General features: G+C 71.1%; 8 protein-coding genes and 3 tRNA genes. 6 read left to right on the forward strand and 5 right to left on the reverse strand.

The window, feature by feature from the left end; genetic code table 11:
* Positions 1–3: 3 nt before the first annotated feature.
* Together dnaG and ACFZDE_RS07910 are read left to right on the forward strand one after the other, a co-directional pair.
* On the forward strand, positions 4–1,923 hold the full coding sequence (gene dnaG, locus ACFZDE_RS07905) for a DNA primase (protein WP_391198355.1): 1,920 nt from the start codon (positions 4–6) through the stop codon (positions 1,921–1,923).
* Positions 1,924–2,009: 86 nt separating this feature from the next.
* On the forward strand, positions 2,010–3,305 hold the full coding sequence (locus ACFZDE_RS07910; RefSeq protein WP_391198357.1) for a sigma-70 family RNA polymerase sigma factor: 1,296 nt from the start codon (positions 2,010–2,012) through the stop codon (positions 3,303–3,305).
* Positions 3,306–3,395: 90 nt separating this feature from the next.
* Here ACFZDE_RS07910 and ACFZDE_RS07915 read toward each other — a convergent pair whose 3' ends face one another.
* From ACFZDE_RS07915 to ACFZDE_RS07930, 4 genes are all read right to left on the reverse strand, one after another.
* Positions 3,396–5,324 (reverse strand): ABC transporter transmembrane domain-containing protein, encoded by a 1,929-nt coding sequence (locus ACFZDE_RS07915; RefSeq protein ID WP_391198358.1) that lies wholly within the window; start codon positions 5,322–5,324, stop codon positions 3,396–3,398.
* Positions 5,324–7,057 (reverse strand): ABC transporter transmembrane domain-containing protein, encoded by a 1,734-nt coding sequence (locus ACFZDE_RS07920; RefSeq protein WP_391198360.1) that lies wholly within the window; start codon positions 7,055–7,057, stop codon positions 5,324–5,326. Before ACFZDE_RS07920 ends, ACFZDE_RS07915 begins: the two co-directional genes overlap by 1 nt.
* Positions 7,058–7,167: 110 nt before the next feature.
* Entirely contained in the window at positions 7,168–8,616 is a 1,449-nt protein-coding gene (locus tag ACFZDE_RS07925) for an FGGY family carbohydrate kinase (RefSeq protein ID WP_390997086.1), read from the reverse strand.
* 147 nt (positions 8,617–8,763) lie between these two features.
* Positions 8,764–9,069 carry a YtxH domain-containing protein gene (locus ACFZDE_RS07930; protein ID WP_298567284.1) on the reverse strand — a complete coding sequence of 102 codons (306 nt, stop codon included), beginning with the start codon at positions 9,067–9,069 and terminating at the stop codon, positions 8,764–8,766.
* Between the two features lie 159 nt (positions 9,070–9,228).
* On the opposite strand from ACFZDE_RS07930, the gene ACFZDE_RS07935 reads away from it, so the two are divergent.
* From ACFZDE_RS07935 to ACFZDE_RS07945, 3 genes are all read left to right on the forward strand, one after another.
* Positions 9,229–9,301, forward strand: a tRNA-Asn gene (locus ACFZDE_RS07935).
* 5 nt (positions 9,302–9,306) lie between these two features.
* A tRNA-Asn gene (locus ACFZDE_RS07940) sits at positions 9,307–9,379 on the forward strand.
* A gap of 190 nt (positions 9,380–9,569) precedes the next feature.
* Positions 9,570–9,643, forward strand: a tRNA-Ile gene (locus tag ACFZDE_RS07945).
* Positions 9,644–9,712: 69 nt separating this feature from the next.
* On the opposite strand, the gene ACFZDE_RS07950 is transcribed toward ACFZDE_RS07945, so the two are convergent.
* Positions 9,713–10,981, reverse strand: a complete 1,269-nt coding sequence (locus ACFZDE_RS07950; RefSeq protein WP_391198363.1) for a DUF418 domain-containing protein — start codon at positions 10,979–10,981, stop codon at positions 9,713–9,715.
* Positions 10,982–11,178: 197 nt separating this feature from the next.
* Between ACFZDE_RS07950 and ACFZDE_RS07955 the strand changes: the two genes are divergently transcribed.
* Positions 11,179–12,975 carry an ABC transporter transmembrane domain-containing protein gene (locus ACFZDE_RS07955; protein WP_391198365.1) on the forward strand — a complete coding sequence of 599 codons (1,797 nt, stop codon included), beginning with the start codon at positions 11,179–11,181 and terminating at the stop codon, positions 12,973–12,975.
* Position 12,976: the final 1 nt, after the last annotated feature.

The following is a 12,976-nucleotide window of genomic DNA, read 5'->3' on the forward strand; positions in this document are numbered from 1 at the left end:
CGCGTGGCCGGAAGGATCAACGACGAGGACGTGAAGGCGGTACGGGACGCGGTCCCGATCGACGCCGTGGTGTCCGAGTACCTCCAGCTGCGCAACGCGGGCGGTGGCAACCTCAAGGGACTCTGCCCGTTCCACGACGAGAAGTCGCCGTCCTTCCAGGTCAGCCCGAGCAAGGGGTTCTTCCACTGCTTCGGCTGCCAGGAGGGCGGCGACACCATCACGTTCGTGATGAAGATCGACCACCTCACCTTCTCGGAGGCGGTCGAGCGCCTGGCCGGTCAGGCGGGCATCACCCTGCGCTATGAGGAGGGCGGCTACAACCCCTCCCACCAGCGCGGTGAGCGGATCCGCCTGGTCGAGGCCCACAAGATCGCCGCCGACTGGTACATGGAGCAGCTCGCGATCAGCCCGGAGGCCGACACCGGCCGCCAGTTCCTCGCCGAGCGCGGCTTCGACCAGGCCGCCGCGCAGCACTTCTCCGTCGGTTACAGCCCTCAGGGCTGGGACCATCTCACCCGCTTCCTGCGCGGCAAGGGCTTCACCGACAAGGAGCTGATCCTCTCCGGCCTCTCCCAGGAGGGCCGCCGCGGCCCCATCGACCGCTTCCGCGGCCGTCTGATGTGGCCCATCCGGGACATCGGCGGCGACGTCGTCGGCTTCGGCGCCCGCAAGCTCTACGAGGCGGACAACGGCCCGAAGTACCTGAACACGCCCGAGACCGCGATCTACAAGAAGTCCCAGGTCCTCTACGGCATCGACCTGGCGAAGAAGGACATCGCCAAGGCGTCCCGCGCGGTCGTCGTCGAGGGCTACACGGACGTCATGGCCTGCCACCTCGCCGGTGTGACGACCGCCATCGCCACCTGCGGCACCGCCTTCGGTGGTGACCACATCAAGATCCTGCGCCGGCTGCTCATGGACAACGGCTCGGCCCGCGTCATCTTCACCTTCGACGGCGACGCCGCCGGGCAGAAGGCCGCCCTGCGCGCCTTCGAGGACGACCAGAAGTTCGCCGCCGAGACCTACATCGCCATCGCGCCCGACGGCATGGACCCCTGCGACCTGCGCCTCGCCAAGGGCGACGAGGCCGTCGCCGACCTCGTCGAACCCCGTACCCCGCTCTTCGAGTTCGCCCTGCGCCAGATCGTGAGCCGCTACGACCTCGACACCCCGGCCGGCCGCGCCTCCGCCCTGGACGAGGCCGCCCCGATCGTCGCCCGTATCAAGAACAGCGGCGCCCAGCACGAGGTCGCCGTCCAGCTCGCCGGCATGCTCGGCATCCTCGACACCCAGTTCGTGGTCAAGCGCGTCGCCCAGCTGGCCCGCTGGGCCCGCGACCGCGGCGGCAAGGGCCCCGCCCCGCAGCGGCACCACCCGGGGCAGCAGTACTCCGGCCCACCCCAGAACGCCGCCCCCCGCGGCCCGGCCCTCAACCTCCGCAACCCGGTCTTCGCCACCGAACGGGAACTACTCAAACTCGCCCTCCAGCGCCCCGAGTTGGTCTCTCCGGCCTTCGACGCGTACGGCGTGGACGAGTTCACCGCCCCGCCCTACGCCGCCGTCCGCCAGGCCATCCACGACGCGGGCGGCGCCGAACCGGGCGTCGCCGACCCCCAGGACTACCTGGTCAGGGTCCGCGAGGCCGCCCCCGACGACGCGGTCCGCGCGATGGTCACGGAGCTGGCCGTCGAGGCGATCATGCTGCACAAGGGCGTCAAGGGCGCCGACGAGGTGTACGCGGGCGCCCAGTTGGTGACGGTCCGCCGCCGGGCCGTCGAGCGCCGGATCCGCGAGATCACCGGCCGGCTCACCCGCCTCGGCACCCACGGCGACCCGGCCGAGCTCGCCGCCGTGCAGAACGAACTGTGGGTCCTCCAGCAGTACGACCAGACCCTCCGGGAACACGGCGCCGCCGCGCTCTGAGGTCACCACGCGGTCACGGACCGGAAGCAAAAAGTCATCGCACGCCCCTCGTGGCGACGATGTGTCTTACCCCACACTGGGTTCCGGTGCCTGAGTCCTCGGAGCGCGGCCGATCCGTCACCCACGGGTCCCAGACCCCCGCGGTTCCGCTCATCGCGTACGGGACGGAAAGCGGCGAGGCCGACTCCGCCCCCGAAGTACCGCTGCCGCCCTCCTCGGCAGCGATCATCCTGGAGGTCGCCCCCGTGCAGACCCAGACCCTCACCCAGACCGACGCCGGTGCCGCGCCCGGTGCCGACGGCACCGCGCCGGACGCGGAGGCCGACGCCCTCTCCGCGGTCCCGGCGCAGAGCCGCGCCCCGCAGCACCCGGAGCCGGAACCGGAGCCGGAGGAGCCGCCCGCCGAGGCCGTCGAGACGGCCGAGCCCCTTGAGGTCGTGGTACCGACCCCGGCCCGCACCGACTCCGGCAGCCCCTCCTCGGACCTGTTCCGCCAGTACCTGCGGGAGATCGGCCGCATCCCCCTGCTGACCGCCGCCGAGGAGGTCGAACTCGCCCGCCGCGTCGAGGCCGGCCTGTTCGCGGAGGAGAAGCTGCGGCTCACCCCCGACCTGGACAGCCAGCTCGCACTCGACCTGGACCGGCTCGTCGTCATGGGCCGCATGGCCAAGCGCCGCCTGATCGAGGCGAACCTGCGCCTGGTCGTCTCGGTCGCCAAACGCTACGTCGGCCGCGGCCTGACGATGCTCGACCTCGTCCAGGAGGGCAACCTCGGCCTGATCAGGGCGGTCGAGAAGTTCGACTACGCCCGCGGCTACAAGTTCTCCACGTACGCGACCTGGTGGATCCGGCAGGCCATGTCCCGCGCCCTGGCCGACCAGGCCCGCACGATAAGGGTCCCGGTCCATGTCGTGGAGCTCATCAACCGGGTCGTCCGCGTCCAGCGCCGCATGCTCCAGGAGCGCGGCTACGAGCCGACGCCCGAGGAGGTCGCGGCCCACCTGGAGCTGGCTCCGGAGCGGGTCAGCGAGGTCCTGCGCCTCGCCCAGGAGCCGGTGTCGCTGCACGCGCCGGTGGGCGAGGAGGACGACGTCGCCCTCGGCGACCTGATCGAGGACGGCGACGCGACGTCCCCCGTGGAGTCGGCGGCGTTCCTGCTGCTCCGGGAGCACCTGGAAGCGGTGCTGTCGACGCTGGGGGAGCGGGAGCGGAAGGTGGTCCAACTCCGCTACGGCCTCGCGGACGGCCGCCCCCGCACGCTGGAGGAGATCGGCAGGATCTTCGGTGTGACGCGCGAACGGATACGGCAGATCGAGTCCAAGACGCTGAACAAGCTGAGGGATCACGCCTTCGCGGACCAACTGAGGGGCTATCTGGACTGATTCCGGCTGCGGGCCGGTGGGGGTGATTCGCGCAGTTCCCCGCGCCCCTGAAGGGGCGCGGGGAACTGCGCGACCAGCCACGACGGGCCCTCAGTCGACCTCCGCCACCGCCTGCGCGAACTGCGCCTTGTACAGCCGCGCATAGGCACCACCCCCGGCCAGCAGCTCCTCGTGCGTGCCCTGCTCGACGATCGACCCGTTCTCCATGACGAGGATCGCGTCCGCGTCCCGGATCGTCGACAACCGGTGCGCGATGACGAACGAGGTCCGCCCGTGCGCGAGTTTCGCCATGGCCTTCTGAATGAGAACCTCGGTCCGGGTGTCGACCGAGCTGGTCGCCTCGTCCAGCACCAGGATCACCGGGTCGGACAGGAACGCCCGCGCGATCGTGATCAGCTGCTTCTCACCCGCGCTGACCCCGGTGCCCTCGTCGTCGATCACCGTGTCGTACCCGTCCGGCAGCGTCCGCACGAACCGGTCCGCGTGCGCCGCCCGGGCCGCCTCCTCGATCTCCCCGCGGGTGACCTCCCGGGACGCCCCGTACGCGATGTTCTCCGCGATCGTGCCGCCGAACAGCCAGGTGTCCTGGAGCACCATGCCGATCCCGGACCGCAGTTCGTCCCGGGACATCCGCGCGATGTCGACGCCGTCGAGGGTGATGCGCCCGCCGGTGACGTCGTAGAACCGCATCAGCAGGTTCACCAGGGTCGTCTTGCCGGCACCCGTGGGGCCGACGATGGCGACCGTGTGCCCCGGCTCGACCTTCAGCGACAGGTCCTCGATGAGCGGCTTGGCGGGGTCGTAGCGGAACGACACGTGCTCCAGCGCCACCTGCCCGCGCAGCTCCTCGGGCCGCAGCGCGGGCACCGGGTCGGCGCTCTGCTCCTCCGCGTCGAGCAGCTCGAAGACCCGCTCGGCCGAGGCGACACCCGACTGCACCAGGTTCGCCATCGACGCGACCTGTGTCAGCGGCATCGAGAACTGCCGCGAGTACTGGATGAACGCCTGCACATCACCGATCGACAGCGAGCCCGAGGCGACCCGCAGCCCCCCGACCACCGCCACCAGCACATAGTTCAGGTTCGACACGAACATCATCAGCGGCTGCATGACCCCGCTGTTGAACTGCGCCTTGAACCCCGCCTCGTACAGCGCGTCGTTCTGCTCGGCGAACTGCCGCGCCGACTCCTCCTGCCGCCCGAACACCTTCACCAGGGTGTGACCGGTGTACATCTCCTCGATGTGCGCGTTCAGCTGCCCCGTCGAGCGCCACTGCTGCACGAAGTGCGGCTGCGACCGCTTGCCCACACGGGTGGCCACCACGAACGACAGCGGCACGGTCACCAGCGCGACCAGCGCCAGGATCCAGGAGACCCAGAACATCATGGCGAGCACGCCGATGATGGTCAGCACCGAGTTGATCAGCTGCCCCATCGACTGCTGGAGGGTCTGCCCGATGTTGTCGATGTCGTTGGTCGCCCGCGACAGCACCTCACCGCGCTGACGCTGGTCGAAGTACGACAGCGGCAGCCGCGACAGCTTCGTCTGGACGTCCTCGCGCATCCGGAACATGGTCCGGTTCACGGCCCGGTTCACCAGCCGCGTCGCCACCGCCATCAGCAGCCCGGCCACCGTGAACACACCCAGCGCCAGCACCAGCACATGCCCGACGGCGGTGAAGTCGATGCCCTCGCCCGGGGTGAAGTCGGTGCTGCGCAGCATGTCGGCGACCTCGCCGTCGCCGCGCTGCCGCATCGAGTCGAGCACCTGCTCCTTGCTCGCCCCCTCGGGCATGCCCCGCCCGACGATGCCCGCGAAGACCAGGTCGGTCGCCTTGCCGAGAATCTTCGGCCCGACGACGCTGAGGCCGACGCTGAGCACCACGCACAGCAGCAGCACGTAGAGGGTGACCCGCTCCGGCCGGAACTGCGCGACGAGTCGTTTGCCCGATCCCTTGAAGTCGAGCGAGCGGGAGTCGGGACCGCCTCCGGCCATCATCCGCCCCATGGGCCCCGCCATCAGGCAGCCTCCGCTTCCGTCAGCTGGGAGAGCACGATCTCCCGGTAGGTCTCGTTGTCCGCCATCAGCTCGTGGTGCCGCCCGGCGCCGACGACCCGGCCCTCGTCGAGGACGACGATCCGGTCGGCGTCCCGGATGGTCGCCACCCGCTGCGCGACGATCACCACGGTCGCCTCGGCGGTCTCCCGCCCCAGCGCGGCCCGCAGCGCGGCGTCGGTGGCGTAGTCGAGCGCGGAGAAGGAGTCGTCGAACAGGTAGATCTCGGGCCGCTGCACCAGCGTCCGGGCGATCGCGAGCCGCTGCCGCTGACCACCGGAGACGTTCGTGCCGCCCTGCGCGATCGGCGCGTCGAGCCCGCCCTCCAGTCCCTCCACGAAGTCCCTGGCCTGCGCCACCTCCAGCGCGTGCCACAGCTCCTCGTCGGTGGCGTCCGGATTGCCGTAGCGCAGGTTGGTCGCCACCGTCCCCGCGAACAGATACGGCTTCTGCGGCACCATCCCGACGGTCTTCGCGAGCAGCCGCGGATCGATCTCCGTCACCTCGACCCCGTCGACGAGCACCTGCCCCCCGGTCGCGTCGAACAGCCGCGGGACCAGCCCGAGCAGCGTGGACTTGCCGCTGCCGGTCGAGCCGATGACGGCGGTCGTCTCACCGGGCCTGGCCACCAGGTCGACCGCCCGCAGCACCGGCTCCTCGGCGCCCGGGTAGCGGAAGCCCGCCCCGCGGATCTCCAGATGCCCGTGCCGGCGCAGCTCCCGCACCGGCGCCGACGGCGACACGACGCTGGAGGAGGTGTCCAGCACCTCCTGGATGCGCTCGGCGCACACCTCCGCGCGCGGCACCATCATGAACATGAAGGTGGCCATCATCACGGACATCACGATCTGCATCAGATAGGCCAGGAACGCCGTCAGATCACCGATCTGCATCCCGCCGCTGTCGATGCGGTGCGCGCCGAACCACACCACGGCGATCGACGACAGGTTCACCACCGTCATGACGATCGGGAACATCAGCGCGAGCAGGTTGCCGGTGCCCAGCGCGAAGTCGGTGAGGTCGGTGTTGGCCCTGCGGAAGCGCTGCTGCTCGTACTCGTCGCGGACGAAGGCGCGGATCACGCGGTTGCCGGTGATCTGCTCGCGCAGCACCCGGTTCACCGAGTCCAGCCGCTCCTGCATCGACCGGAACAGCGGCCGCAGCCGCCGCACGATCAGCGTCACGCAGATGCCCAGCACCGGCACGACCGCCACCAGCACCCCGGACAGCGGCACATCGAGACCGAGCGCGAGCACGATGCCGCCCACGCACATGATCGGCGCCGACACCAGCAGCGTGAACGTCATCAGCGCCAGCATCTGCACCTGCTGGACGTCGTTCGTCGTCCGCGTGATCAGCGACGGCGCCCCGAAGTGACCGACCTCACGCGCGGAGAACGACTGCACCCGGTCGAACACCGACGCCCGCAGGTCCCGCCCCAGCGCCGACGCCGTACGGGCCCCGTAGTACACGGCGCCGATGTTGCACACCACCTGGACCAGCGAGATGGCGATCATCAGGCCGCCGTAGCCCAGGATGTAGCCGGTGTCGCCGTTCACCACACCCTGGTCGATGATGTCCGCGTTCAGCGTGGGCAGGTAGAGCGTGGCGCAGGTCTGCAGGAACTGCAGCAGCACCAGCAGGGCGATGGGTCTCTTGTAGGGCCTGAGGCAGGTCCGCAGGAGTCGTATGAGCACGCTGCTTCTCTCGGAGTGGACGACGGGGCGAGTGGTTGCCCCTGGCCCCTATCGTCGAACACTCCACCGGCGTTACCTCAAGCGAATTAACCCAACAGGCGGTCAAACCCTCAGAGGGCCCCGGGGTGCGTCTGCTCCCGTACCGCCACGAACTGCTGCCGCACCGCCTGCCCCACGGCCAGTTCGTCCCCGGGCTCCAGCACCTGCGCCACCGGGCCCTGCCAGGCCGGCGGGTTGCGCACGTCGAGCGTGCCCTGCGACGCCCCGAGCGCCCAGGCCGCCTGGCGGGCCGCGCCGATCGCCGCGTAGTCGGCGGGCTGCGGCACCACGACCTGCGTCCCGAACAGCGCGGGCGCCGCGGCCTGCACGGCGGGCAGTTCGGCGGCCGGCCCGAGCAGGAACACCCGCCGCACCTCCACCCCCCGGCCGCGCAGCACGTCCAGCGCGTCCGCGAGCCCGCACAGCATCCCCTCGAACGCCGCCCGCGCCAGATGCTCCGCCTTCATCGACTCCCGTCTCAGCCCGGCCAGCGTCCCGGCGGTGTGCGGCAGGTTCGGCGTCCGCTCACCCTCCAGATAGGGCAGCAGCACCAGCCCGTGCGACCCGGGCGTCGACTTCATCGCGAGGTCCGACAGGCTCTCCAGATCGGGCAGCCCCAGCAGCTCGGCGGCCCCGCGCAGCGTCCGTACGGCGTTCAGCGTGGTGACGACGGGCAGGTGCATGCCGGTCGCGTCCGCGAGCGCGGTGATCATCCCGGACCCGTCGACCAGCGCCTCGGGGTGTACGGCCATCACGGACCCGGACGCGCCCAGCGACACCACCGCGTCACCGAGGCCGATGCCGAGCCCGAACGCCGCCGCCATGGTCTCGCCGGTGCCCACGGAGATCAGCAGCCCCTCCGGCGTCGTACCGGCGGCGTCCGCCGGACCGATCACCTCCGGCAGCATCACCTGGTGCCCGAGCGCCAGCTCCACGAGGTCGGGCCGGTAGCCGCCGCTCGCCGCCGACCAGTAGCCGGTGCCGGACGCCCCGCCCCGGTCGGTGGTCCTGCGCACCGGCCGGCCCAGCAGCTGCCACACCAGCCAGTCGTGCGCCTGGAGGAGGATCGCGGTGCGCTGGGCGTTCTCCGGCTCGGTCCGGGCCAGCCAGCGCAGCTTGGTGATCGGCTGCGCGGCCTGCGGCACACAGCCCACCGCCTGCGCCCACGCCTCGCGCCCGCCGAGCGCGTCGACCAGATCGGCCGCGGCCACCTGCGTGCGTTTGTCGCCGCCGACCATTGCCGGGCGCACGGTGTTGCCCTGCGCGTCCAGCGGCACGACGGCGTTCTGCTGCGCCGAGACGCCGATCGCCTGCACGCCCTCCAGCAGCCCGCCGCCCGCGGCCTCGCCCAGGGAGAGCAGCCAGGCCTGCGGATCGACGTCCGACGGCCGGCCGCCGCCCTCGGGGCTCTCCACCGGATGCGGTGCATATCCCTGCCTGAGCACGGCTCCGGAGTCCGTGTCACAGACGACGATACGAGTGAAATCGGGTGAACTGTCCAACCCGGCGACTATCCCCATGGCCAAAATTCTGCCGTACCGCTGCGCTGGCTGGAGCCGTGGGCGCCGTGGGGGCTTGTGCCGGGTTTCGAGTTCAGGCTTCGTCGTGGCTGGTCGCGCCGTTCCCCGCGCCCCTTTCGGGGCGCTGCCATGCTCGACATCAGAGGGTCACGTGTTGCTCGTGCCCCAGTCGTCCTCGCCGCCGTTGTGGGTGGCTCGGTCGCGGAGGTGACGGACTCGGTCCGCGACGGACTCGGGCATCCGGTCGCCGACCTTGTCGCTCACCACGTGGTACGCCTTGCCCGCGAACTCGCGGCCCTGGTGGGCCGCCGTCTCCGCGGTGTTGCGGACGGCGGGATTCTGAGCGAACTGCCTCGCTGACTTCTTCAGCTGCTCGTAGCGCTCGCGTCCGGCCCTCGTGCCCAGCACGTAACCCAGGACGACTCCGGCGACGAACGTGAGCCGGTAACGCATGGCGGCCACCCTTCTCTTGCGTAGGTCTCCGGTGCGGCGTCGGTGCCGGGGAGTACCGATTGGCGGAGCACCCCCCTGCTTGCGCTAATGTATGTGTCGCAGCGAACGCGCGCCCCCTGGCGGATACCCAGGTAGGTACGTTCGATGCAAACGAGACCTTCCTCGGTAGCTCAATTGGCAGAGCAGCCGGCTGTTAACCGGCAGGTTACTGGTTCGAGTCCAGTCCGGGGAGCTCGGTCCTCCGTAGCTCAATTGGCAGAGCAGCCGGCTGTTAACCGGCAGGTTACTGGTTCGAGTCCAGTCGGGGGAGCAGGACGAACGAGGACCCCTCTCAGGGGTCCTTTTTCATGTCCGATTCGCTGTCCCGGGAACCGCGCGGCACCCGGCGCAGTCCTCATGGTCACGTAGGCCGTGCGTAGCCGCCCAGCCGAAGCAGGAGATCGTATGAGCGGCTATGCTGCGGCAGACGGCGCGCACACATGTACGCGACACGCCGCTATGGGGCGGTAGCTCAGCCGGTTAGAGCAGCGGACTCATAATCCGTCGGCCGTGGGTTCGAGTCCCACCCGCCCCACTCTGCGCTACGCGAGGAGAATCGATTAGTCGAGGCTCCCGCATCTCAGCGCCGGGGCACCCTTCCGGTTCAGCGGATGCGCTTCGCCGGTTTCGTGGCGGCGTTGAGGAGATGTTCCAGCGGTCCGCGGCGGAAGAAGCGGGACCAGATCGCGGCGAACACGATCGCCCCGAGGACGAACATGAGCAGCGGCACCCAGGACGTCTGGCTGCTGGTCCCGGCGGACACGGACAGCGCGGACTGGGCGAGGAAGTGACCGACGTAGGCGGTCAGGGACATGGTGCCCACCGCGATGACCGGTTTCGCCAGGCGGCGCAGTCGCGGCAGGCGGTTCATCGCCACCGTCGCGCCCACGATCACCAGGATCGCGACGCCGACGCTGCCGATGATGTCGAACGTGGTGCCGCTGTGCGGCCCGGCCGCCAGGAGCGAGGACGCGGGCATATCGGGGAACGAGCCGCCGTCGGGGGGCATCGACCCGCTGCCGGGAGGCATCGAGCCGGAGCCGGAGGACGACGATCCGCCTTCCGCGAGGCTCTTCAACGCGTCCCTCCCGGCGAGCAGCAGGGACATGCCGTACGCGGTCACGGTGAGGGCGGCGCCGAGCGCGGCCAGGCGCCGCTGGACGGTGCCGGAGTTCAGGTCGAGGCGCCCCAGCGCCATGCCCGCGATCACGAACGACATCCAGGTGAGCGCCGGGTAGAAGCCGGTGAGCAGCAGATCGAGCACTCCCACCTCGCTGAGGCGGCGAAGCGGGTCGTAGGCGTTGACGCTCTGCTGGACGGCGGGGCTCAGCAGTGCGTTCAGGGCGAACGCGAGCTGCGGTGTGACGAGGGCGGACGCGACCGCGATGATCGCGAGTGTCCTGGCACGCAGTCGCACCAGGGGCAGGGCGAGGAGGAAGTAGACCCCGTAGAAGCCGAGGATGATCACTCCTCCGTACTCCATCGCCAGCACCGTGCCCAGCACCAGCAGGACCACGGCCCGGATCGCGATCCGGGCCCTCGCCTGCCGGCCGGCCAGGCCCGTCCTGGGCTCGCGGCGGCCGGCGATCAGCATCAGTGAGAACCCGGCAAGAGTGGCGAACAGGACCGAAGAGTGGCCGTCCGCCATGTAGCGGACCCAGCTCGCCACACCGGTCGTGGCGGACAGCGGGGGGCCGATGTGCACGACGTACATGCCGAACACCGCCAGCGCGCGGGCCAGGTCCACCCCGACGAGGCGTCCCATCGAGGGGCCGGGCGCGGCCGGTACGGCGGACTCGGGGGAGGTTCGGGGCGGCGGAGGCGAGTTCTCCTGCGGCGCCGATGTCTCCTGTGGCGGCTGTGTCTGTGTCATACGGCCAACCTCGCCGGGAGCTCAGGGGGCGGACCATCCGGCAGTCTTCGGCGACGGCCCCGCCGGTCGGCGGCCGTCCACCGCCGATCGGCGGGGGTGCTCCCGACGGCTGCCGGATGGGCGCGGGGCGGCCGGGCGGCCAGGGTTGAGGCACTGAGCTGACACCGGCTCACGTCCTGGTCCGAGAGAGGAATTCCGTGAACACCGCATCCGCCCCGGCGACGGATGAGTCCCACGAGGCGTCCCTGCCCGCCCGAGAGACGGTCAAGGCCCTCTGCGCATACGTCCGGCCGCACCGGTGGGCCGTCGCCCTGGGCCTGCTGTGCGCCCTGGCCGGGGCCGCCGGGGGACTCCTGCAGCCGTTGGCCACCAAGGCGCTGGTGGACCGGCTCGCCTCCGGTGAGACCGTCACCGGGATCCTGACCGCCCTCACCGTCCTGGTGGTGGTGGGCACGGCGGTCGAGGCGTTCGGCGCGTACGTGCTGGAGCGGACGGCGGAGTCGGTGGTCCTGGCCGCGCGGCGCACCCTCGTCGGGCGGCTGTTGCGGCTGAGGCTCGCGGAGTGGGAGCGGATCCCGCCGGGTGACCTGATGTCCCGGGTCACGTCGGACACGACGATGCTGCGGGCGGTCAGCACCCAGGCGGTCGTCTCCGCGGCCTCCGGAGCGGTGGCCTTCGTCGCGGCGATCGTGATGATGGCGTTCCTCGACGTCGTGCTGCTGGGTGTGACGCTCGGGGTGGTCGTGCTGGTCGGTGGGGCCGTCGCGCTGGTGATGCCGAGGATCGCTCGGGCCACCGAGCGGGCGCAGGAGGCGGTCGGGGAGATCTCCGTCGCGCTGGAGCGGTCCCTCGGGGCGTTCCGCACGGTCAAGGCCTCCGGTGCCGAGGCGCGGGAGACCGCCCGGGTGGAGGCGGCGGCGCGGCGGGCCTGGCGGCACGGCGTGAAGAGCGCGAAGTGGGAGGCCGCGGCGGGCTCGGCCGACGAACTCGCCGTCCAGCTGGCCTTCCTCGCCGTCCTCGCGGTCGGCGGGGCGCGCGTGGCGTCCGGGGAGATCCCCGTGTCCACCCTCATCGCCTTCCTGCTCTACCTCTTCTACCTGATCGAGCCGGTGTCCACGCTGATCGACGCCGTGACCTCCTATCAGGAGGGGGCGGCCGCGCTCTCCCGGATCGCGCAGGTGGAACGGCTGGCGACGGAGCCCGCCGACCGGCAGACCGACTCCCTGCCGCGGCGCGGGGCAGCGGCGCCGGGTCCGGCGTCGGTCCGCTTCGAGGACGTGTCGTTCCGCTACCGTCCGGGCCTGCCGTACGTCCACCGGCAGGTGACCTTCGAGGTGCCGGGCACCGGGATGACGGCCTTCGTCGGTCCCTCGGGCGCGGGCAAGTCGACGGTGTTCGCGCTCGTCGAGCGGTTCCACGAGGTCACCGGCGGCCGGATCCTGGTCGACGGCAAGGACGTACAGGACTGGTCCCTGTCCGCACTGCGCTCCGCCGTCGGGTACGTGGAGCAGGACGCTCCGGTGCTGGCCGGCACGCTGCGGGAGAACCTGTTGTTCGCGGCCCCCGGCGCGACGGACGGCGACGTCCGCGAGGTCCTGGCCCGGACGAAGCTCGACACCCTCGTCGAGCGCCTGCCCCACGGCCTGGACACCCCCGTCGGACACCGCGGTTCGAAGCTGTCGGGCGGCGAGCGGCAGCGCGTCGCCATCGCCCGCGCCCTGCTCCGCGCACCGCGACTGCTGCTCCTGGACGAGGCGACCTCACAGCTCGACGCCGTCAACGAGCTGGCGCTGCGGGACGTCATCGCCGAGGTGGCCCGTGAGACCACCGTCCTGGTGGTGGCCCACCGCCTGTCGACGGTGACCGGCGCCGACCGGATCGTCGTCATGGACGGCGGCCAGGTCCGGGCCGTCGGCACCCACGAGGAACTGGTGGACCAGGACCGGCTGTACGCGCGGCTGGCGGCCACCCAGCTCCTGACCCCCGCCCGGTGAC

This window comes from Streptomyces sp. NPDC007929 (genome assembly GCF_042959065.1).
GTDB lineage: Bacteria > Actinomycetota > Actinomycetes > Streptomycetales > Streptomycetaceae > Streptomyces.

Excerpts from the sequence above, each read along its gene's own strand:
- ACFZDE_RS07915 (WP_391198358.1), bottom strand. The coding sequence starts at position 5,324 with ATGGCGGGGCCCATGGGGCGGATGATGGCCGGAGGCGGTCCCGACTCC.
- ACFZDE_RS07925 (WP_390997086.1), bottom strand. The coding sequence starts at position 8,616 with ATGGGGATAGTCGCCGGGTTGGACAGTTCACCCGATTTCACTCGTATC.
- ACFZDE_RS07930 (WP_298567284.1), bottom strand. The coding sequence starts at position 9,069 with ATGCGTTACCGGCTCACGTTCGTCGCCGGAGTCGTCCTGGGTTACGTG.
- ACFZDE_RS07950 (WP_391198363.1), bottom strand. The coding sequence starts at position 10,981 with ATGACACAGACACAGCCGCCACAGGAGACATCGGCGCCGCAGGAGAAC.